The 23,728-nt window shown below is 33.7% G+C and carries 18 protein-coding genes; 8 read left to right on the top strand and 10 right to left on the bottom strand.

The window, feature by feature from the left end; all coding sequences use genetic code 11:
* Positions 1-203 precede the first annotated feature (203 nt).
* Positions 204-887 carry a hypothetical protein gene (locus tag QO200_RS12425; protein WP_371540664.1) on the bottom strand — a complete coding sequence of 228 codons (684 nt, stop codon included), beginning with the start codon at positions 885-887 and terminating at the stop codon, positions 204-206.
* A 314-nt stretch (positions 888-1,201) separates the two neighbouring features.
* Entirely contained in the window at positions 1,202-3,808 is a 2,607-nt protein-coding gene (gene clpB / locus QO200_RS12420) for an ATP-dependent chaperone ClpB (RefSeq protein WP_371540662.1), read from the bottom strand.
* A gap of 144 nt (positions 3,809-3,952) precedes the next feature.
* Between clpB and ytxJ the strand changes: the two genes are divergently transcribed.
* The 8 genes from ytxJ (at position 3,953) to QO200_RS12380 (ending at position 14,737) form a co-directional block, all read left to right on the top strand.
* Positions 3,953-4,345: a bacillithiol system redox-active protein YtxJ gene (gene ytxJ / locus QO200_RS12415; RefSeq protein ID WP_371540659.1), complete on the top strand. Its 393-nt coding sequence runs from the start codon at positions 3,953-3,955 to the stop codon at positions 4,343-4,345.
* Between the two features lie 521 nt (positions 4,346-4,866).
* On the top strand, positions 4,867-6,006 hold the full coding sequence (egtB, locus tag QO200_RS12410) for an ergothioneine biosynthesis protein EgtB (RefSeq protein ID WP_371540657.1): 1,140 nt from the start codon (positions 4,867-4,869) through the stop codon (positions 6,004-6,006).
* A 15-nt stretch (positions 6,007-6,021) separates the two neighbouring features.
* Positions 6,022-6,303: a DUF427 domain-containing protein gene (locus QO200_RS12405; RefSeq protein ID WP_371540655.1), complete on the top strand. Its 282-nt coding sequence runs from the start codon at positions 6,022-6,024 to the stop codon at positions 6,301-6,303.
* A gap of 23 nt (positions 6,304-6,326) precedes the next feature.
* Positions 6,327-7,697 (top strand): mercuric reductase, encoded by a 1,371-nt coding sequence (locus tag QO200_RS12400; protein ID WP_371540653.1) that lies wholly within the window; start codon positions 6,327-6,329, stop codon positions 7,695-7,697.
* Positions 7,698-7,701: 4 nt separating this feature from the next.
* Complete coding sequence (locus QO200_RS12395) at positions 7,702-9,183, top strand: BCCT family transporter (protein ID WP_371540651.1); 1,482 nt, start codon at positions 7,702-7,704, stop codon at positions 9,181-9,183.
* Between the two features lie 59 nt (positions 9,184-9,242).
* Positions 9,243-10,235: an L-histidine N(alpha)-methyltransferase gene (gene egtD, locus QO200_RS12390; RefSeq protein WP_371540649.1), complete on the top strand. Its 993-nt coding sequence runs from the start codon at positions 9,243-9,245 to the stop codon at positions 10,233-10,235.
* A gap of 243 nt (positions 10,236-10,478) precedes the next feature.
* The gene (gene sbcD / locus QO200_RS12385; protein WP_371540647.1) at positions 10,479-11,696 is read left to right on the top strand and encodes an exonuclease subunit SbcD; all 1,218 of its coding nucleotides are present in this window, start codon (positions 10,479-10,481) and stop codon (positions 11,694-11,696) included.
* 23 nt (positions 11,697-11,719) lie between these two features.
* On the top strand, positions 11,720-14,737 hold the full coding sequence (locus tag QO200_RS12380) for an SbcC/MukB-like Walker B domain-containing protein (RefSeq protein WP_371540645.1): 3,018 nt from the start codon (positions 11,720-11,722) through the stop codon (positions 14,735-14,737).
* A 154-nt stretch (positions 14,738-14,891) separates the two neighbouring features.
* Here the strand turns inward: QO200_RS12380 and QO200_RS12375 are convergent, their stop codons facing one another.
* The 8 genes from QO200_RS12375 to QO200_RS12340 form a co-directional block, all read right to left on the bottom strand.
* Positions 14,892-16,052: a hypothetical protein gene (locus QO200_RS12375; protein WP_371540643.1), complete on the bottom strand. Its 1,161-nt coding sequence runs from the start codon at positions 16,050-16,052 to the stop codon at positions 14,892-14,894.
* A complete protein-coding gene (locus QO200_RS12370) occupies positions 16,036-17,034 on the bottom strand; it encodes a DUF2157 domain-containing protein (protein WP_371540641.1) in 999 nt (332 codons plus the stop codon). The genes QO200_RS12375 and QO200_RS12370 overlap by 17 nt, the downstream gene beginning before the upstream one ends.
* Positions 17,035-17,198: 164 nt before the next feature.
* Entirely contained in the window at positions 17,199-18,479 is a 1,281-nt protein-coding gene (argH, locus tag QO200_RS12365) for an argininosuccinate lyase (protein WP_371540640.1), read from the bottom strand.
* Between the two features lie 145 nt (positions 18,480-18,624).
* Entirely contained in the window at positions 18,625-19,695 is a 1,071-nt protein-coding gene (locus tag QO200_RS12360) for a M20 family metallo-hydrolase (RefSeq protein WP_371540638.1), read from the bottom strand.
* Positions 19,696-19,814: 119 nt separating this feature from the next.
* Positions 19,815-20,600: an acetylglutamate kinase gene (gene argB / locus QO200_RS12355; RefSeq protein WP_371540636.1), complete on the bottom strand. Its 786-nt coding sequence runs from the start codon at positions 20,598-20,600 to the stop codon at positions 19,815-19,817.
* Complete coding sequence (locus QO200_RS12350) at positions 20,590-21,537, bottom strand: N-acetylornithine carbamoyltransferase (protein ID WP_371540634.1); 948 nt, start codon at positions 21,535-21,537, stop codon at positions 20,590-20,592. The genes argB and QO200_RS12350 overlap by 11 nt, the downstream gene beginning before the upstream one ends.
* A 2-nt stretch (positions 21,538-21,539) precedes the next feature.
* Positions 21,540-22,301: a glutamate 5-kinase gene (proB, locus tag QO200_RS12345; RefSeq protein WP_371540632.1), complete on the bottom strand. Its 762-nt coding sequence runs from the start codon at positions 22,299-22,301 to the stop codon at positions 21,540-21,542.
* A gap of 175 nt (positions 22,302-22,476) precedes the next feature.
* Positions 22,477-23,673: a glutamate-5-semialdehyde dehydrogenase gene (locus tag QO200_RS12340; protein ID WP_371540630.1), complete on the bottom strand. Its 1,197-nt coding sequence runs from the start codon at positions 23,671-23,673 to the stop codon at positions 22,477-22,479.
* Positions 23,674-23,728 lie beyond the last annotated feature (55 nt).

The following is a 23,728-nucleotide window of genomic DNA, read 5'->3' as shown; positions in this document are numbered from 1 at the left end:
TATTGATAAAATAAATAATACTAATGTTTTAATTTTCATTTTATTACGTTCGGTTTTCATTAACTGTTGCACAACGTTTTGCTGCTTTGAGATGGCTGGAAGTTCGTAACCGCTCAATTTTCGGCTTAACGAAAATATGATTGCGAAACGACAATTCCACTAAATTCCAGCTAGCTCAAAACAGCTGTTGGCAAATCGGTTTTTTATTTTTTATCACTATTATTTACAATTACGCCAATAAATATAGTTTGTATTATAGCATTCAAAATATAATTATAAATCGGGTTTCCGAATAAAATTGGGATTTTAAAAGCAATCCAAGTAACAACAAACATAATTAAAGAAAATGAAACGAGTCCTGCAAACCATCCAGTTAACGATTTTAACGTCCGCTGGTCTTTTCCGAATAATGGAAGAAAAATTAGAATCACAAAAATTAAAAGAAAGAAATAGTTTGAAGATACAAACATCCAAAAATATGAAGGTATGTTTGGGCTGTTAGTTGTAGTTTTTGGTGTGACTATTTTAGTCGGATTTTGGTCTTTTGTTTTTGCAATAGTCGATTTTTTTTCATAGCTAAAAGAAAAATCGTGTAAAGAAAAGTCAGAAAATATCAATTCTGAATAATGTTTTTTATTCATTATTTTATTTTCCAAATACACAATTTTTTTAAGTTTAATTGTATCGCTACAATAGTCTTTTTTTAATGTTTGTATTTTTTCTAAATTTTCTAATTTTCTGCTAACGTAATAATTATAACTTATATCTAATGTGAAATCTAATATAAATAAAACACCAATAACAGATATGAAAATTCCAGCTCTTAAAGTCCAATGTTTTGATTTGTCCAAAAACAACTCAATTATGTTTTTTATTTCTCCAATCATTTATTCGGTTCTTTTCGGTTTTTCTAAACTGTTTGCCAACTTGTATATAACATCAAATATATACATCTTTTTTGGTGTTTTTTTCTTATTAATTACTCTTTTTGGTATTGAAATGCAATACACTTTAAATTTAGCCCTGATAGCAACGGCATCCTTTATGTCCTCGTTCTTAAAACGAGGAGATAAAGATAAAGTGGATAGCAGGAGGGATGGTGTTTTTAGAATAACTATTTCTGCTCCTGAAAATCAGCATAAAAAAACACCAGCCTTTCGACTGGTGTTTTATACTACAAAAAAATATAACAAATAATAAATTATTCTACTAGCTCCGTTTGGTTTCTAAAAACCAATTCTCCGTTGAAAGCATCAAGCAAGATGATACTGTCTGTGACGATTTTTCCGGCTAGAATTTCTTTAGAGAGGCTGTTTAAAACGTCTCTTTGAATCACACGTTTCACTGGTCTGGCACCAAATTGCGGATCATAACCTTTCTCGGCCAGATACGCAATAGCATCAGGAGTAGCATCCATAGTGATTCCTTGCAGTGCAAGCATTTTAGTCACACTTTTAAGTTGCAAGCTAACAATTTTAGTGATATTAGCACTAGTCAATGGCGTAAACATCACGATTTCATCGATACGATTAATGAATTCTGGACGAACAGTTTGTTTCAATAAAACCAGAACTTCCGTTTTTGCGACCTCTGTGGCTTCTTCCATGCTGCCTTTTAAATTTTCAAATTTTTCCTGAATGATCTGGCTTCCCATATTAGAAGTCATGATGATAATGGTGTTTTTAAAATCGGCTAGACGTCCTTTATTGTCGGTTAATCGACCTTCATCTAGTACTTGTAACAAGATGTTAAACGTATCGGGATGTGCTTTTTCTATTTCATCTAATAATATTACAGAGTAGGGTTTTCTACGTACCGCCTCAGTTAACTGACCGCCTTCGTCATATCCTACATATCCTGGAGGCGCACCCACTAAACGGCTCACACTATGGCGTTCCTGGTATTCACTCATATCGATACGGGTCATGGCATTTTCATCATCAAACAGGTATTCTGCTAATGCTTTTGCCAATTCGGTTTTACCAACACCAGTTGTTCCAAGGAATAAAAAGGTACCCACGGGTTTTTTCATATCTTGTAATCCGGCACGGCTTCTACGTACGGCATCACTTACGGCTTCAATCGCTTCTTCCTGACCTACGACACGCTGGTGTAATTCTTGTTCCAGATGCAAGAGCTTTTCACGTTCTCCTTGTAGCATTTTCATCACTGGTATTCCAGTCCATTTAGCCACTACTTCGGCAATATCTTCGCGGGTCACTTCTTCTTTTATCAAGGAGCTTCCACCAGCCTGGTTTTCTACTAGTTCTTTTTGTAAAACATCGAGACGCTCTTGCGCTTCTTTAATTTTACCGTAACGAATTTCGGCTACTTTACCATAATCGCCTTCGCGCTCGGCTCTTTCGGCTTCGTATTTATAATCTTCAATTTCTGTTTTTATCGCTTGAATACTATCGACAACATCTTTCTCTGATTTCCATTTGGCATAAATTTCATTTCGCTCTTCTTTTAGATTGGCTAAATCCATTCCTAAAATCTTGAGTTTACTTTCGTCTTTTTCTCTCTTAATGGCTTCAATTTCGATTTCGAGTTGCATTACTTTTCTATCCAAAACATCTAGTTCTTCTGGTTTTGAATTGATTTCCATACGTATTTTTGAAGCCGCTTCGTCCATTAAATCAATGGCTTTGTCTGGAAGAAAACGATTTGTAATATAGCGTTGCGATAATTCGACAGCAGCGATAATTGCCTCATCTTTTATCTGTACTTTATGGTGTGTTTCATATTTCTCCTTGATACCACGCAGGATTGAAATCGCGCTTTCAGTATCTGGTTCTTCGATAATTATCTTCTGGAAACGTCTTTCGAGCGCTTTGTCTTTTTCAAAATATTTTTGGTATTCATCCAATGTGGTTGCACCAATAGCGCGCAGTTCTCCACGTGCTAATGCTGGTTTTAAAATATTTGCCGCATCCATCGCACCTTCGCCACCTCCAGCGCCTACGAGTGTATGAATCTCGTCAATGAATAAAACAATATCTCCTTCGGCAGCAGTTACTTCTTTTACGACTGCTTTTAAACGTTCTTCAAATTCTCCCTTGTATTTAGCTCCTGCAATTAAGGCCCCCATATCTAGTGAGAATACGATTTTGTCTTTAAGGTTGTCTGGAACATCACCATCCACAATTCTATGTGCTAAACCTTCGGCAATAGCGGTTTTACCTACGCCGGGCTCTCCCACAAGCATCGGGTTGTTTTTAGTACGCCGGGTTAATATTTGCAATACTCTTCTAATCTCTTCGTCACGACCAATTACTGGATCTAATTTCCCTGCTTTGGCTAGTTCGTTAAGATTTTTAGCGTATTTATTTAATGAATTATACGTTTCTTCGGCAGAAGCCGAAGTCACTCTTTCTCCTTTTCGCAGTTCGTCAATCGCTGCTTTCAATCCTTTTTCGGTTACGCCTTGGTCTTTTAATATTTGGGCAACCTTACTTTTAGAATTAAAAATCGCAAGAATTAAATGTTCGATTGAAACGAATTCATCGTTCATTTTCTTGGCAATGCTCTCTGCTTCATTCAAAGAAGAATTTGCTGTTCTAGATAACATCACTTCGCCTCCTGTTACCTTAGGGAAACTCTGAATCGTGCTGTCTAAAATTTGTATAAATAGCGGCACATTTACATTTAACTTTTTCAAAATAAAAGGTGTCACATTTTCGTCCACTTCAAGCATGGATTTGAATAAATGTTCATTTTCTATTTGTTGTTGACCAAAGCCTTCAGCTAGCTGTTGTGAATGCTGGATAGCCTCCTGTGATTTAATAGTAAATTTATTTATGTTCATGGTTTTATATTTTTGGAGTTATTTTGGTAACTTTACAACTTGATAGTCAATTTATATTCCATTACAATAGTACAGACAAAATGGCGTTAAAAACATGATTTTTATCATATAACCAAGTCAAAATGACTTAATTACAGACAAAATATGAGTTTTTTTAAAAATATCTTTAGTAGTTCCTCAGAGGAACAAAATGATTCTAGACCTAAAATGAATTGGAATGCTTTAACTGATTTGGAGCAGCTTAATGAGATTATTTCTCTTTCTAATGAAAAGCCAGTCGTTATTTTCAAACACAGCACACGCTGTAGTATTAGTAGAATGGCTTTGAAACAATTTGAAAATGAGTTTGATCTCTCAGATAAAGTTACACCTTATTTTTTAGATTTAATAGCATACCGCGATATTTCTAATGGAATAGCAAGTCGTTTTGGTGTTATGCATCAATCGCCTCAATTGCTTTTGATTAAGAACGGAAAATCAGTTTATGATGTTTCTCATAGCGATATTGATGCTGAAGCTTTAAAGGGTAAAGTATAGTTCTTAAAAAGAATAGAAAGTAAGCCGCGAATTCATTCCTTATTAATTTAAGTAGTGAATTCGTGGCTTTTTATTTTAAATACTTCTAGGAGTACACAAAGTAGAATTGAAAACCAATAAAAAAGCTCGCTTGAAATTTTCGAATATGTAGTTTGCTAGATTAAAATCGCAATGAATTACATCTGTTTTTTAATTTTAAAAACCCCTTTTTACAAGGTTTTCTTGTGGTTATAGGTATTCCTCTGCTTCAATATGTTTTACTGCTATTTGTAATTGACTTTAAAAGACTGATTAAATCTTTAGAAGCAATAAATTATTCAAACGCATTAGTCTTCATTGTTTATTATACTAAAATTGGTGGTTACAAAAATCGTAAAAACAAGTTTTGCTAGTTTTTACACCGTTGGCAATTCTGGGTTCGATATAGTAATTTTATAAAAGATACCTTTTCAAATGAAATTTTAAGAAAAGTTATTTCCGTATCTTACATGCTGTTTAATTAATATAGAATCAAATACTTTATGATTGATCGTTTTTTAAAAGTTAGAGAAAATTCAGAACAGCTGTGTAAACCTTTGATTACCGAAGATTATTCGGTTCAAGCGAGTGAATTTGTATCTCCTCCAAAGTGGCATTTAGCACATACTACTTGGTTTTGGGAAGAATTTGTATTGACAAAATATGCTACAGCTTACACTGTTTACGATGAGGATTTTTCGTTTTTGTTCAACAGTTACTATAATAATGTGGGTACGCGTGTTTTACGTCCTTCGAGAGGTTTGATGACGAGGCCCTCTGTTAACGAAGTTTATAAATATAGAAAATATGTCACTGATGCTATGGTAGCATTTTTAAATACAAACCTAAATGAGGAAATCTTAGCTATTATTGAAATAGGCCTTAATCATGAGGAGCAGCATCAAGAATTATTAGTCTACGACATTAAATATATCTTAGGGAATCAACCCACATTTCCTGTATATGAAAATAGTTTTAAAACTAAAGCAGAAACGCAAGAAGAGAATTTCATCAAAATTAAAGCGGGACTCTACGAAATAGGACATCAAGAAAGTACTTTTTGTTTTGATAATGAATTAGGAAAACACAAAGTATATGTAGGTGATTTTGAAATTAGCAATAAACTAGTTACAAATAGAGACTATTTAGAATTTGTTATGACTGGAGGATATCAAGATTTTAATTTTTGGCATGATGAAGGATGGAGCTGGGTAAACACAAATAAAATTGAAGCACCATTATATTGGTACAAAATAGATAATGAGTGGTGGAATTATACCTTGAACGGTTTAGATAAAGTGGCTCTTGATTTACCCGTAATGCATATTAGTTTCTATGAAGCGTTTGCATATAGCCAATGGAAAGGCTGCCGCTTGCCTACTGAATTTGAGTGGGAAATAGCGAGTGATCAATTGCAATGGGGACAACTCTGGGAATGGACAAATAGTGCCTACCTTGCTTATCCGGGGTTTAATAAATCTCCTGGAGCGTTAGGAGAATACAACGGCAAGTTCATGATTAATCAAATGATTCTTAGAGGTGGCTCAGTTGCAACTCCAGAAGGACACAGCCGAAAAACGTACCGTAATTTTTTTCACCCGAATATGCGTTGGCAATTCAACGGAATCAGATTAGCGAAATAATTTAAAACAAATAGTATGAAAGCAATATTTAATAAAACAGTTGTTGCTCAAAGTGACAACACAATAGTTGTAGAAGGAAATCATTATTTTCCTTTAGAAAGTATTCATAGGGATTACTTTACTGAAACGACTCATCATACCACTTGTCCATGGAAGGGAGAGGCTTCTTATTATACGCTGAAAGTAAATGATGAAATTAGTGAAAACGCAGCTTGGTTTTATAACAATCCAAAAGACGCGGCTAAGGAAATAAAGAATTACGTAGCATTTTGGAAAAATGTTTCGGTTGAAGAATAAGTTTCTAATTTAAAAATGCAGTTATGAAAAAGTTTGATTTTATAATAATTGGTAGTGGACAAGCAGGAATACCTTTGGCATTTAGCCTATCTAAAAAAGGTAAAGTAGCACTTATTGAAAAAAGTTTAGTAGGTGGAACTTGCGTTAATAATGGTTGTGTTCCTACAAAAGCTTATGTGGCTAGCGCACGCAGAATGTGGGATAGTATGCATGGTGAAGAAATGGGAATCGAAATCCCTGCTGGTGCAAAAGCTAATATTGAAAAAATTAAAGCCAGAAAAGATACTTTAGTAAATGGTTCCCGCGAAGGCATTGAAAAAAGTATTGCCGAAAACGATAATATCACACTTTATAGAGGTGAAGCACATTTTTTATCCAATTATGAAATTGCAGTTAACGAGGATAAAATCACAGCGAAACAAATTTTTATAAATGTAGGAGCAAGGGCAGCTATTCCTGAAGAATATGCGCATGTTGATTATTTAACCAACATTAATATTTTAGGTTTAACCAAATTACCAGAGCATTTATTGATTATTGGCGGGAGCTACATTGGGCTAGAATTTGGTCAAATGTTTAAGCGTTTTGGTAGTAAAGTAACCATCATTGAACGCGGCGATCGACTGATTAGTAGAGAAGATAAGAATGTAAGTGAAACGGTTGCCGAAATTATGCAATCTGAGGAGATTGAAATTAAATTTAATGCTAAAGAAATAAATTTATCTCAAGTTACTAATGGAATTTCGGTAAAAATAAACGGAGAGGAAAAGGAAATTAAAGGCTCTCATGTTTTACTAGCTATTGGGCGTTCGCCAAATACAGATACGTTGCATTTAGAAAATACGACAATAGAATTTGATAAAAAGAAAGGTTATATTACTGTAGATGATTATTGCAAGACAAACGTAGAAGGTATTTTTGCGGTAGGGGATTGCAACGGAAATGGCGGATTTACACATACTTCGTATAATGATTTCCAAATTGTAGAGAACTATATTCTAGGAGATAAAAAAAGAAAAATTAGTGATAGAATTACTACTTACGGATTGTTTATTGATCCGCCTTTAGGAAGAGTAGGAATGACAAAAGCTGAAGCTAAGAAGAAAGGTTTTGATATTTTAATTGCGCACAGACCAATGGATAAAGTAGCTCGTGCTAAAGAAAAAGGAGAAATAAAGGGATTTATGGAAGCGATCATTGATGCTAAAACAAATCAGTTTCTAGGAGCTTGCATTTTAGGTGTTGGAGGTGATGAAATTATAAGTGGAATCACCAATTTAATGTATGCAAAACAACCTTACACGGTTTTTAGAGATGCAGTTCACATTCATCCTACTGTGAGTGAATTAATTCCTACTATGTTAGAAAATTTAAAACCAATAACTAAAGAATAGCATTTTGATTCCAAAACTATACGGTCATGTACGGTCAAATAGCTTATTGTTTTATGGAGCATTGTTTGGCGTATTTTTCTTTTTTACTGGTTTACTAGCTCCTGAATTATTAAAGCAAGGACTAAATGAAGTAAACCAGAATTTATTATCGGTTTTTAGTACTTATTATTTATGGGTAGGCTTAATAACAGTGATTGCCGCTTTAGTTATTTTAGTTTTACCTTTACGAAAACAACGTTTAGGAAATGAAAAACCTGCCTATTCGTATTTTAGTTGGGTAGCCTTATTGTATAGCACGGGAATGGGTTCTGGACTATTATTGCGTGCAGTTCAAGAGCCTGTTTATTATTTTAGCAATGCTCCCATTGCAACCACTAATAATAAAATAACGGCTTTGCAATATACTTTTTTTCATTGGGGATTTACACCTTGGGCAATGTATAGCCTGTTTGGTTTAATTGTCGCTTATAATCTTTATGTGAAGAAAACTAACAATTTACTAGATGCCATTGTACCTTATACTAAAAGTAAAGGCATAAAATATATAGCTACACTATTTATTGTTTTAATTACCATTACAGGTGTAATTGCTTCATTAGGATTAGGAACTGCGCAAGTGGTAAACGGCATCAATTATGCTTTTAAAGTTGATTATGGCAACAATTTTCTATTAGCGATGGTTATTCTTATTGGATCTATAGCTACCTATTCAGCGCTTACGGGTTTGAATAAAGCGATTAAATTCTTAGCCGACTTAGATTTTACTTTTTCAATACTTCTTATGTTATTTATTGCTTTATTCTTAAATTTTAATACCTTTTTTTACCATACTGCGATATCTTTTTATAATTATGTAATTCATTTTTTTGAAATGAGTTTGTCTATAGGAAATTACAAAACTTCCGAAAATTTCACGAAAGACTGGACAGTTTTTTATTGGGCTTTCTGGTTGGCTTGGGTTCCTTTTACTGGAATATTTATTGCTAGAATATCTAAAGGAAGAACAATAAAAGAGTTTTTAATTACAACAATTTTAATTCCGACATTAGCTACTGTTATTTGGTTTTCAGTCTTTGCTAATTCAGCTTTTGACATTGTTACCACCATAGATGAGGCGCAATTTAATAATGTTTTTACTTCATTATTTGTTTTTCTAGAATATTTTCCACTGCACAGTCTTACCTTTTTTATTGCGGGAATATTAGTGCTTATTTCAATTATAAACTCTGTTGATTCAGCCATTTTCGTGTTGGGAATGATTAGTGATAAAGGAAATGAAAACCCCTCAAAGAAACATAAACTAGTATGGGGATTTATAATTACAGGAACTGCACTTGGACTTACCGCCATTGGAACTAGTGAATTATTGAACGGAATAAGTAATTTGTTAGTAATTATGGCCTTACCTTTTAGTTTTTTATATGGTTACATTATTTTTTTATTTTTTAAAGATATAATTGCAAAAAAACAAGTGCCTATTACATAAACAAGCCTTAAGTTAATGCTTAAGCATTTTGAATTTTAAACAATTTATATCCTAACAAGATGAAAGAGACAAAAACTTTTAAAAAAATAGACTCAGCTAATAGTATGATTAACCAACTTAAAAAAGATATTGATGAAGGATTAAGTAATTTAGAAAAATCATTGCCTTCAAAGTATTTTTATGATAAAACAGGAGATGCGCTCTTTGTAAAAATCATGCATTTACCGGAGTATTATGTCACAAGGTCAGAGCATGAAATTTTTAAAGAACAGAGTAATAAAATTATAACAGCTTTGCAGCTAAAACCGGATACCTACTTTGAGTTAATTGAGCTTGGAGCTGGAGATGGTTTAAAAACTAAAGAGCTTTTGAAAGAATTGAACCGCGAAAAATACAAGTTTGATTACATGCCAGTAGATATTTCACAAAATGCACTAGATAGTCTTGAAGCTGATTTAAATAACCAATTACCAAGCTTATCAATTACGAAAAAGCAGGGTGATTATTTTGAGGTATTAGAATCATTGAAAGAAAATCAACACCCAAAAGTGATTCTGTTTTTAGGATCTAATATAGGAAATATGTCTGACAAGGTTGCCACTGATTTTATTTCTAAGTTAAGTAATAATTTACAAGAAGGTGATAAATTGTTCTTAGGTGTCGATTTGATAAAACCAGCGTCAGTTGTACTTCCTGCTTACAACGATAATCAAGGGGTTACAGCTGCTTTTAATCTAAACTTACTGCATAGAATAAATAGGGAATTAGGAGCTGAATTTAAAGTGGATGCTTTTAAACATCTGCCAGAATACGATGAGAAGGACGGAATTGCCAAAAGTTATTTGGTTAGTCTCAAAGCGCAACAAGTTTACATAGCTGAACTTAATAAAACTTTTCATTTTAAAGAAGGAGAAAAGATATTGATGGAGATTTCCAGAAAGTATAATGATGAAATTCTAGACAAAATTTTGAGCAAAACCGACTTTGAAATTAAAGACAGAATTACTGATAGCAAGAATTATTTTGCGAATTATATTTTAGAGCGAAAATAAATAAAACAAATAACGCGTTGTAGTTAGCAATCTAGCAAATATAAAAAGATGTCTTTTTTATGGTTTTCCGTAAAGAAGGCATCTTTTTTAAGTTTAGTTTTGCTCTGATTTTAATTTTTATAAGTTAAATTTGTTTACTTGACGAAATAAATGAACAACCCTTTTTTTGAGCTTACCGCGGTCAAAAATCACCTGAGAAACTTACTGTTTTTCTGAAGTTCTAAATAACAAAAGCCATAAATTATGAGCATAAAGATTTTGCATACTGCTGATTGGCACATTGGAAAACAATTATTAAAAATCGATTTTGCAAAAGACATGGATCTTTTTTTTGATTGGTTAATTAATTGTATCCAAGAAAATGATATCAATGTTTTATTGATGTCGGGAGATTTATTTGATCAAGCAAATCCGTCACAAACCGCTATGACACAATATTATGGGTTTTTAAAACGATTGTTACCACTTAAATGCAAAGTAATCTTGACGGGTGGTAATCATGATTCCCCGCACGTTATTAATGCTCCTAAAGAGTTATTAGAAATTCTCGAGATAAAAGTAGTAGGAGGTATTCCTGAAAACATAGCCGATTTATTCGTAGAAGTTACTTTAGGTAATGAAAAAATGGTGGTGGCTGCTGTTCCTTTTTTACGGGATAAAGACATTAGGAATGCCGTACCAGGTGAATCATACACGGATAAAATAGAATTGATAAAAGACGGAATTGCAAATTACTTTGCTAATGTGAACCAACATTATAACGCAAATTATGATAACGCTCCTTTTATTGTTATGGCTCATTTGTTTGCGCAAGGCGCTTCGGTTTCTGATAGTGAACGCGAAATACAAATAGGAAATCAGGCTGGAGTTGCATCAGCCGTTTTTGGAGAGGAACCACATTATGTTGCTTTAGGACACATACACAGACCACAAATGGTAGGTAAACCAAATATTCGCTACAGCGGCTCTCCAGTTGCATTGAGCTTTAGTGAAAAAAAAGACATTAAAGAAGTCGTTATACTGACTTTGGAAGACAATAAATTTACTATAAAATCACTACCAATTCCTAAATTTAGAAAGCTTTTAAGTATTAAAGGAACAGTTGAAGAAGTTATTAAAAAAATAGCTGATTATCAGTCAGATTCCATATTAACAGATCTCGCTGAAGTTAGTATTGAAGAAGACAATGAAAACATTGCGCACATTAAAGCATTAGAGGATTTGTTAACAGCAGAACCAGAAAACGGATTGCAAATTTTAAAAGGAAGTATCAAGTTTAAAACGGAAGTTTCAGGTACTTCAAAATTACTTTCTAAAGGAGAAGATATAAAGGATTTTTCTGCGGTTCAATTATTCGAAAAAAGATTAGAACAAGACGATTCATTAGAAAATACAGATGAATTAATTAATGCTTTTAGAGAAATATTAGAGGGATTACAAACTTCTGAAATAACAGAATAATAGCTCACAACGACTACTTTACTATGAAAATTTGCAAGATAAAATTTAAGAACATACACGCTTTAAAAGGCGAACATACTATTGATTTTGAAAATAGTATTCTGGGAGAAGCAGGACTTTTTGTGATTACAGGCGCTACTGGTACTGGAAAATCAACTTTACTGGATGTGATCACTTTAGCATTGTATAATAAGATTCCAAGAATTGATAAAGCTATTTCAGAAAAAGTGATTGAGGACGAAGGGGTGATTTTAACCAAAAATGCTTTAGATTGTTATGCCGAAGTAGAATATGAAGTGAAAGGAGAGCGGTACTTGTCGTCATGGTCGATTCGTAGAACGAGAACTGGCTCTTTAGATAAACGAAAACAAGAATTAATAAACGGATCCACGGGTGCTATTTTAGTTTCTGGAGTACAAGAAGTAGTTAGTGAGAATGAACGTATTATTGGTCTGAATTACAATCAGTTTGTACAATCAATGATATTAGCTCAAGGGCAGTTTTCGAAATTACTTTTAGCAAAAAAAGACGACCGAAATGCATTGTTAGAAGAGATTACGGGTTCTTCTATTTATAGAAAAATAGGTAGAGCGGTGTTCCAAAGGTTTCGTGGCGTTGAAGATGCTGTGAAGACGCAAAACATTAAAATGGGTGAAACGGTTTTATTAACTGCCGAAGTGGTTAAAGAAATTCAAGAAGATATTTTAGTGCAAAAACCGTTGCTAGCAGTTAATGTAATCAAACAAGAAACCCTTGGAAAGAAAAAAGTAGTTAAGGAAAGTATTCTTAAAAATAGCAAATTAAAAGAAACGAATGAAATAGAATGGACTGCTTTTACAAAAGATAAAGCGACATTTTTACCTCAGGAAAACCAACTGAAAACGCATGATAGCGTCGTTATTTTCAAAGAGCAAATGCTTGCTGTGGCCGATGCCGAAAAAAAATTAGCTGAGTTATTAGAGCGAATTGCCGTAGGTACTACTAAACTTTCCGAACAAGAAAAAGGAAAAAGTGAGTTGGTTTTGTTAGCTAGTACATTAGTAAAAAAAGAAGTTAATGCTGAAAAATTTGAAGACGAAATAACGGACTTTAGAAATCGTGTTTTAGCATTACAAGAAGCCGAAAAAAACAGCTTATCTCAAGCCAAACAACAGTCGCAACGCATAGAAGATAAACGTAATGAACTTAATGGATACGGAATATCATTAACCATAAACGATGCGTTATCAGATCAAATACAGTCCGAGTTAACTATAATTAATACCGAAATTACTCGAAAAGGAATTACTTCTGTTGATGCAGTTAGATCAAAAAAAGATGATTTGACACGACTGATGTTACCAGCGAATCAGTTAATTGGAGACCGGAAATTATTTGACGAAAAAAGTAAAGGAATAGGGGAGTTGCAACTTAAAATCAAGAAGCAACAAGAGGAAATAGAGGTGTTAATTGCTTCAGGGAAATTACAAAGTGAAACATTAGAAAGTTTGTTGCCAAAGTTCGAAAAGGCAAAAAAAGAACTTGATGACTGGAAACAACGCAAAAGTTTAGACGAACACCGCCATGAATTAAAAGACGGAAAAGCTTGTCCGTTGTGTGGTTCTGAAACACATCCATATGCGCAGGAGCTATCAGAAACTTTGGTGAATTCATTGGAAGAAAATTTTCAATCATTGACAAAGCAATTAGAAGATTTGAAAAAAGCATTGCTTGAAAATGAAGTAAAGCGTCGAAGTTTGCAGAAGATAACTGCAACTGAGACTGAAGCGATAGAAAATAGGATCGCGGAATTCAAAACTTTAGAAAACAAGATAACCGAATTGTGCAATCAGTTAAAATGGACTACCAAAGACAGTCTTGAAAAATGGCAGCAAGATGCGACTGATTTCCAACAAGAGTTAAAAGAGCTTGATAAACTTGAAAATTACATTAAAGCCAAGATTGTTTTTAATGAAATGCAACAATTATTTAATGATTATTCGGTTTTAAAACAGGGGTATAGTGAGGCTAGACAAGCGTTATTATTAGTTTATGACCGAAAAGACATCACTACAGAGGTTAGTAAAGTAAGCAACGATTTTAGCTCTTGTACTTCTACGATAAAGAGTTTGAAAGAGCAATTAACCGACTTCCAAAAAAGTAAAACAGAAACAATAACTGAAAAAGAACGGTTGCTAGTAAGTCTTTTACCTGAACTTCAACAAAGAGGAATTGCTTCTTTAGAAGAATTAAAAGCAAAAATACTAGACGAAAGTACGGCTAGTCAGCTTCGTAAAAGTTTGCAGCTGTTAGTGGAGAATGAAATTCGTTTAGAGACCAATAAAAAAGCTATTGACAAATCATTAGAAGAAGAGAAAAAATTAGATGATGCGTCAATTACATTAGAAGAAATAACTATTTCGCTACCAAAAATAGTAGCCGAAATAGCGGTATTGAATAAACATATTTGGGATCAAGAAAACAAAATTGAAATTGATATTCAAAATAAAGAAAAGCTTAAAGAAAGTCAGAAAATATTAGATGGTTTACAAAAAGACTTGGCGCTTTGGAGTAAAATGAACTTATTAATTGGTGATGCTACGGGTAAGAAATTCTCAAATTTTGTTCAAGATTTAACCTTAAAGCAGTTATTAGAATATGGGAACCAGCGTTTAATAGGTTTTTCAGATCGTTATTTATTAGACACCACAAACGACTCTGATGGATTAAAAGTTATTGACACCTATATGGGAAACACAAAACGTTCTGTTAGCTCTTTGTCTGGTGGTGAAACGTTTAAATTGAGTTTAGCTCTCGCTTTTGGTTTATCTGATTTAGCAGCTCGTAATGTCTCAATTGAATCGCTATTTATAGATGAAGGTTTTGGCTCTTTAGACCCAGAATCTTTAGATCAAGCTATTAGCATTCTTGAAAATATGCAAAACGAGTCTAATAAATCCATTGGGATTATTTCTCACGTAGGAGAATTAAAAGACCGTATTGGAACCAAAATTAAGCTGGTTCGCACGGGAGCTGGTTATAGTACCATTGAAATTGAATAACTTTAGTGCTGTGAATGTTTTTTTGCAAAGACTCACAGAATAAACAAACGTTTTTACCAAGCATTATAAAATAGGAGCAATCGCAAATTGAGTAGAAAGCACAAACGTTAAGCCGCTAATCATTAATTTTAGTACTGAATTCTTTGTTTTATATTTAAAAACTGTCACCAGAACCGCCACCGCTAAAACCACCGCCGCCAAACTCCATATTTGATTCGGTTGTAGTTTCCGGTTTTAAGCCCAGTTGTGAAGAAATTAATATTTCGGCATTCAAAAAAGCATTTGTTTTTGTAAAACGGTTAGGCTTAAAAGTGACTTCAGTTTCTTTGTTTTTTAGTTTTTTTATAGCAAAATAAGTAAATGCAAAAAGAAGTAATCCGCCAGTGGTTAAGACAATTTCAATAGGTAAAACAGCATAGTAAAAACGAATGGTATAAATAGAGAAACCAAAGGTTAAGAATCCAATCCATAGCATTATTCTTTCTTTTTTTAATAGAGAATAAACTAAATAGAACACGGGTACGACAAAGGTAAAACCATAAAAGAATAGTGCGAACGGAATATCACTATTTGGAGCAATGGCTGCACCAAGTAGTACAACTGAAAGTTCTCTTACTACAAGATAGTTTCCAGAAAGATAAAAGAGTATCAGGCTGAAACTATTCGCTAAAGAAATTCCTTTGTGATAAAAAGGGTTTGCTAATTTTGGTACTGTTGTTTTGGTTAAAAAATAGAGTGCTACAGCAAATAACATCATTATAAAAGGCAAAACCGTTTTTCCTGTATTACCCAATTCAAACATAGCGTATGTTAGCGTAGCGGTTAATGCGAAACAAAATAGTAGTGCCATGGAGAGATGCAAATAACGGAGATAACTCATTAAAGCGGTTAACGTTATAAATGAAGCAATTACTATTTCGTTTCCATCTGTGAAAAGCCCTATGGCTATTGCCAAAGTCAATTGGGATCCTAATATAAACGCATCATCTAAGCCATGACCGTAAAATTTTTGGCGGGTTAAAACTTCTGCCCCTACAAAACCAATAATAGCGGACAGAAATACAATAATTTTAAAATTTTCATCTAGTGCTTCAGCACTAATTAAAGTTAAGAAACCACAAATAGAAGAATATAAAAAAACACCTAATAAGAAAAACGCCGCTCTAATGAGTAGGTTATTATAACTTTTAGGGATTACTAGTTCTTTTTTGATGGCGTCATATTGGTTACTATCTACGAAGCCTGCTTCTTTTAAAGAATGTGCTTCTTCCACTAGAGCTAAGTTTTCTAATTCTACTTTATCGTATACTATCATCGGTGCTGTCTTTATTGAATTTTTTAATAAGGCGAATAAATAGAATTATAGAAATTATGAAATAAAAGGGTACAAAAAAGAAGAAAGAAATTAAAAACTCATCAATATTTAGAAGTGCTATGGCTTTGAATAAAATAATATTAACCCCAATATATGCATATACGATAGTGAAAACAAAAAGAGAAACAGATTTGACTTTATAGCTGGATGTGTAAAAATAATACAAGGCAGCAGCTAAAAACAGAAAGAATACAAACCAGTAGGGTTTAAATAAATTATTGATGCAGGAAATACTAATAAGGTGTAACCCAAAAGTCAAATACACTAAGGTGAAATGTTTTTTTAATGCAATTTGGTTACTGTAAATGGACCAAAGAACAAGTATGATTCCCAAGGCAATCGCCGAATAACTTAGTGTATTCGTTTCGTAAAAATCATTATTAAGCAGTGATTGTGGACTAACCGATAAACCGACGTATGCAGCAAGACCAGTGATTGCTATGGATAAGATGCTTTTGTTATCAAAATAATAGGCACAAAAGAGTCCGATTACTGTGGGAATTAAAGTTGCTAACCCATAATGGGTGCCAAAAGCTGTGTATTGAAATTGCAAATAGCCTATAAAAATACAAGTCAAAAGAATAGCAGCAAGAATGAGGTAGTCAAAGATTGGGTTTTCAAAATTAGTTTCTCCTTTTTGAAATCCAGTGCTATTTTTAAAACTGAAGTAATAACAAATAACCGTTACTACTAATAATAAAGATAAAATAGCAATATGACCTATAGTATCAATATTTTGATAAATCAGAATCCCAATTCCTGTAGTAAAGGATAAAACGGACAGATATAGAAACAATTTTAACTCGGCATTTAGAGAAAAAATTTCCAAACTTCGATATGCTTTAACTTGCTTGAATTGAGTATCCGATATTAATTTTTTCTCAAAAAGGCCTTGGGTTGCTTTTTCTTCTGTGGGTATCATACTTCTAATTTAAAATGGCTACTATTCAAATATATGTATAATGTATTAGTTTCTTGTACTTACTTTAGTTTGTTCGAAAATAATTTAAAAGTTTTGTAAAAAAAAAATCCATTCTTAAAGAATGAATTTTTAAAATAGTTGTGAGACTAGTAGTTGTACTATTTTTAATATGCTTTGTTCATTTTATCCTTAATCTCTGCTAAACATAAATTATTTATGCTTCCTTCATGAGTATGTTTGGTCTCTTTTGGAGATTCATAAGTACCATTTTCTAACTGTTCGGCTACGGCTTTATAAGCATCTCTAAAAGGCATTCCAGCAACAACCATTTCGTTTAAAGTATCTACGGTAAACAAGTAATTGTATTTTTTATCAGACAAAATATTGTCTTTTACTTTGATATCTTTTATAGAGAAAATGGCAATATCCAAGCAGGCTTTCAGGTTTTGGATTGCTGGAAACAATCCTTCTTTCAATAACTGTAGATCTCTATGGTAGCCACTGGGAAGATTATTAGTAATTAAAGTGATTTCGTATGGCAAGGCTTGAATCTTGTTGCATTTTCCTCGAATTAATTCGAAAACATCAGGGTTTTTCTTGTGCGGCATAATGCTAGAACCTGTGGTAAGATGTGCTGGCAAAGTAATGAAATCAAAATTCTGACTCATATATAAACACACATCCATAGAAAATTTAGATAGGGTAGCGGCAACACTACTCATGGCAAAAGCCAAAAATTTCTCTGATTTTCCGCGGCTCATTTGGGCAGCTACTGCATTGTATTTTAGGGTTTCAAAACCTAATTCTTTTGTAGTAAACGTTCTGTCTATTGGGAACGAACTTCCGTAACCAGCAGCAGAACCCAGCGGATTTTGATCTACAATTTTTAATGCCGCATTCAACATTGTAATATCGTCAATTAAACTCTCGGCATAAGCAGAAAACCACATTCCGAAAGAAGATGGCATCGCGATTTGTAAATGCGTATATCCAGGTAACAATACGTTTTGGTGCTTATCTGCTGATTCCATCATTAAATCAAACAAGGTTCTTACTTGTTCTTTTAAGACTTTAATTTCGTCTTTTAAATACAAATGCACGTCTACTAATACTTGATCGTTACGGGAACGGGCAGTATGAATTTTTTTACCGGCATCACCTAGTTTTACCGTCAACATATATTCGATTTTAGAATGCACGTCTTCAAAACTATCTTCGATTACAAAATTCCCTTTTTCTACATCAATAATAATTTCTTCCAAAGCCGTTACTAATGATTCGGTTTCCGCGTTTGTCAGTAAACCAATTTGGCCCAGCATTTTTGCATGAGCAATAGAGCCCAAAGCATCATATTTAGCTAGAACCAAATCCAAATCTCTGTCGTTACCAACAGTGAATTGTTCTATTTGTTTATCAGTAGGTATTCCTTTTTCCCAAAGTTTCATAGTATTGTTTTTTTGTTTCGTAGGGACAAGTCGCAACTTGTCTGTACTTATTATTTGTAGCCCCGATAGAAATGAAAATCCTTTTTATTTTGTCTTTAAAAATAAAAAGATTGCAATGAATAGCGGGAAATTGCTCCTAATCATTCTATTGTTTTAAAAAATCTCCCAGTATTTTAATATATAGTTTGATTCCTTCTTCGATTTCATTCACATATATAAATTCATCTGCGGAGTGGGACCGCAGCGTATCTCCAGGTCCTAATTTTAATGATTTACAGCTCAGAACGGATTGGTCAGAAAGGGTAGGAGAGCCATATGTTGTGCGTCCTAAAGCAATTCCGGCCTGCACTAATCCGTGCGATTCTGGAATAGAAGAGGAACTTAAATTCATAGAGCGTGGGCTAATCTCTGCGTTTACATTGTCTTTTACGATTTGTAAAATTTCGTGATTAGTATAGCAATCGTTGACACGAATATCGATAACCAAATCACATTCTGACGGTACCACGTTGTGTTGTTTTCCAGCACTGATCTGGGTAACGGTCATCTTTACAGGGCCTAATTGCTCTGATATTTTTTCGAATGTATAGTTTTTAAACCATTCCATCACTGGAATCGATTTGTAAATCGCATTATCGTCATTTTGATGTGCAGCGTGACTTGGCGTTCCTTTTACTTTCACATCTAAGACTAATAGACCTTTTTCGGCTATGGCCAATTGCATTAAAGTAGGTTCGCCCACGATAGCACATTCTAGTTCTGGTAAATGTTTCAGTACACTATTTAAGCCTTTTTTTCCGCTGCTTTCTTCTTCGGCAGAGCCAACAATTACAATGTTATAAGGTAAATTTTCCTTAGCATAAAAATGGACAAAGGTAGCGAGCAAAGAAACCAAGCAACCACCTGCATCATTACTGCCTAAACCAAATAATTTACCTTCTTTTACAAAAGCATTAAATGGATCGTTAGTATAGGCTTGATTGGGTCTTACCGTGTCGTGGTGTGAATTTAAAAGTAGGGTAGGTTTAGCGGCATCAAAATGCTTATTGTAGGCCCAAACATTATTGTTTTCTCTTTTGAAAGGGATATCGTTTGAATTAAACCAGTTTTCTAGTAGTATCGCAGTCTTATCTTCTTCACTTGAAAAGGAAGGAGTTTCGATTAGTGCTTCTAAAAGTGAAATGGCTTCTTGTGTAAGGATTTCGATGTTTTTCATTTTATTTTTGTTTTTGCCACTAACGCGTAAAGGCGAAAATTTTAATTTTTATTAGATATGCGATACACAACATCCGTTTATAGTTCCTCTACTTTAGAAAAGGCTAGGATGGGCATATTTTACAATTCTATCGTGGTGCAAACAGCGTCATTTTTTTGCAACATGCTATGGTGACCAATTCGTATTTTTTGTACTCCTTTAGACAAGCTATTGAAGCAGTTATCCAGTTTTGGAATCATTCCAGAATGAATAGCTTTTTCTTCTTTTAATTTCGAATATAAATCGGAATTCATATTTGCAATTACTGATGAATCATTTTCAGAATCGAATAAAACACCTGGTTTTTCGAAACAGTAATTCAAAGTAACGTCAAAGACTTCTGATAGGGCAATAGCTAGTTCACTAGCAATCGTATCAGCATTTGTATTTAATAACTGCCCATTTTTATCATGGGTAATCGCGCAAAAAACAGGAACGATTCCGCTAGAAAGTAAAGTTTCTAATAGCGAAGTATTTACTGATGTTACATCGCCTACAAATCCGTAATCGATGGTGGGATGGTTTCTTTTATCAGATTGGATTAAATTTCCATCCGCTCCAGAAAAACCCATAGCATTAGTATTATGAGCTTGTAATTGTGCTACAATGTTTTTATTGATTTGACCAGCATAAATCATCACTACAACATCAAGCATGGGCGCGTCTGTAATGCGTCGTCCGTCAATCATTTGTGGAACTAAACCAATACTTTTTGCCATTTTAGTGGCTGATTTTCCGCCACCATGAACAAGTACTTTATAGCCTTCAATGTTTGAGAAATCAGTTAGAAACTGTTGAAGCTCTTTTGGATCATCAATTATGTTTCCTCCAATTTTTATTACGGTAACGGATTTTTTATTGTCCATTTTTTAATATTTTTTGCAATACTAATTGTGCTGCATAGGTTCTATTATTTGCCTGTTCAATGACAATTGAATTTTCACTATCTAATACTTCATCGGAAACAATCACATTACGTCTCACAGGTAAGCAGTGCATGAACTTGGCATTATTAGTTAGTTTCATTTTATCTGCTGTTACTGTCCAATTTGGATCTGAATTAGTAATTTTTCCGTAGTCGCTATAACTGCTCCAGTTTTTAGTATAGATAAAATCTGCGTTTTCAAATGCTTTATTCTGATCGTATTCAATCTTAGATCCTTTAGTGATTTCTGGATTCAATTCGTAACCTTCAGGATGCGTTATAACAAAGTCGGCATTTTGTAACTGCATCATTTCCACAAAGGAATTAGCTACAGCCTGAGGTAAAGCTTTAGGATGTGGAGCCCAAGATAAAACTACTTTTGGTCTGTGTTCTGTTTTAAACTCTTCCATGGTAATTGCATCAGCAAGGGATTGCAAAGGATGTCCTGTTGCACCTTCCATATTAACAATGGGTACGGTAGCATATTTTAAAAATCCGGCCATTACAGTTTCGGCATTGTCTTTTTCTTTGTCTACCAATCCAGCAAAGGCTCTAATAGCGATGATGTCGCAATACTGAGACACCACTTCTGCAGCTTCCTTAATATGCTCTGAAGCGCCCTGATTCATGATAGCGCCATCTTCGAATTCAAGTGTCCAACCTTCATTGGTAAAATTCATAACCATGACGTTCATGCCTAAATTTAAAGCCGCTTTTTGTGTACTCAAACGGGTTCTTAAACTTGGATTAAAAAACAACATTCCTAAGGTTTTGTTCTTTCCTAATTTTTTGTTTTTAAGCGGTTTCTTTTTAATCTTTATAGCTGCTTTCACCCAGTCTGATAGGGAGTCTATGTTTTGTATTGATACGTAATTCATCTTTATGTAATTTTAGTAAATGGAATCTTATTTTGTATGGCATTTAAAATGAAATTATCATATAAACCATTTACAACCCAAGTCTCGATATTAGCTGCTTTAGCAATTGCTGCCGCTTCAATTTTAGATTGCATTCCGCCCGTTCCTTGTGATGATTTAGTATCACCTACTTCTTTGTCAAGCGATTGTAGGTCTGTAACTAAAGTAATTGTCTCAGGTTCTTTATCATGGATAGATGATTTAGTGTAAATTCCATTTGTATTGGTTGCAATGATTAATATATCTACTTTTAATAGAACAGCTGCTAGTGCCGCTAATTTATCATTGTCACCAAATCGGATTTCATCGGTTGCAACGGTATCATTTTCATTAATAATAGGAATGTAATTATTCTCAACTAATATATTGATTGTATTGACAATATTTACTTTTGATTGGTCTTTTTCGAAATCAGAGTAGGATAGTAGGCACTGTGAAGTAAGTAATCCTAAATCACTAAAGTTTTCGTGAAAAATCCGCATTAAATGCGGTTGCCCAATAGAAGCCAATGCTTGTTTAACCACTATTTCCTTCCCTTTACTCTCTAGTTTTACAAACTGTTTTGCAGCAGCGATAGCGCCTGAACTCACAATGATAAACTCATATTCCTCGTTTAAAGCAGCTATTTGCATTCCGATATCTTCGATCTTTCCTCTCGAAATATGATTGGTTTCTCGGGTTAATGTATTTGTACCTATTTTTAGTAATATTCTTTTTTTAGCCATTGTATTTAACCACAAAGGGTTTTTTATGTGTTTACTTTTAACCGCAAAGGGCACAAAGAATTTTCCTTTTTTATCTATAAAAATATAAAGTTCGCAAAGCTGTATGTTTGTTATTCGTATTTAAAGTGTAATTTCTATTTTCTCAAACTAAATACTGAACACTGATTAACGCGAACTACCTAATTTGTCCTTCTCCGTAAATATACCATTTATTAGTAACTAGGTGTTGCAAACCTATTGGTCCTCTTTGGTGTAATTTATCTGTGCTAATGGCGAGTTCACCACCAAGACCCAATTGACCTCCATCAGTAAACCGTGTTGATGCATTTTGATACACTGCTGCTGTATCCACATTTTCCATGAATTCTTGTGCAACAGTATCATTTTTAGTGATTATTGAAGCCGAATGCCCGCCACAATATTTATTTATTTTTTCAATTGCTTCTTTATCAGAATTGGTTGTTCCAATTACGATTTTATAATCTAAGAATTCTTCGTGCCAAATCAAATCTGACTCAATTTGCGGAACATTAGTCGCTTTTGCAATACTTTCGTCTCCCAAAACTAAAACGTTTCTTTGTTGTAATTCGGTTATTACTTTTTGGGCGAAAGCCTCCCAGTTTTCCAGATTAGTGTCAATTAGAACTTTATCTAAGGCATTACAAACTGAAATGTTTGAGGTTTTCCCATTAATGATAATCGATAAAGCTTTATCTAAATCGGCTTCCTTGTTTACATATACAAAATTATTCCCTCTACCGCTTACAATTACTGGACAAGTAGCGTGTTTCTTAACGAAGTTAATCAGGTTTTCACCACCACGCGGAACTATTAAATCAACTTTCTGTGTTGGTTTTTCAAGAAAAGCTTGCGTTTCAGTACGGTCATAATTCAAATATTCGACCCAAGAAGTAGCAACTTCACTATCTGTTAAGGCTTGATGCCAAAGACTTACAATTTTTAAATTAGAAAGTAAAGACTCTTTTCCACCTTTCAGCAAAATTCTATTTCCTGATTTGAAAGCAATTCCGCCCGCTTCAACAGTAACATCCGGTCTGGATTCATAAATGATTAAAATTGTACCAAAGGCAGCTGTTTTATTGCTGATTTTTAATCCGTTATCATGTGTAAAATTAAAACGAACTTGCCCAACAGGATCGTCTTGACTTGTCAATTGTTGCAACGATAAAATCATTGCGTCAATCTTATTATCGTCAACAAGTAGACGTTTCTCCATAGCCAGATCATCACCAGAATAGTTAGCAAGATCTTGCTGGTTTGTGGTTTTTATAGTTGCTCTTTCTTGTTCAAGAAGGACAGCCATTCGACTTAAAACGGCATTTCTTTTTTCTATTGGTAATAAAGTTTTCATCGTTTTAAATTTCTTTTTGGATAAAAATGAAACATATAAGTCATATAAGTTTAAG

The sequence above is a fragment of the Flavobacterium sp. Arc3 genome, assembly GCF_041431375.1.
Classification (GTDB): domain Bacteria; phylum Bacteroidota; class Bacteroidia; order Flavobacteriales; family Flavobacteriaceae; genus Flavobacterium.
Note: the sequence above shows the minus strand (reverse complement) of the source record. Positions and strands in the feature narration are given on the sequence as shown.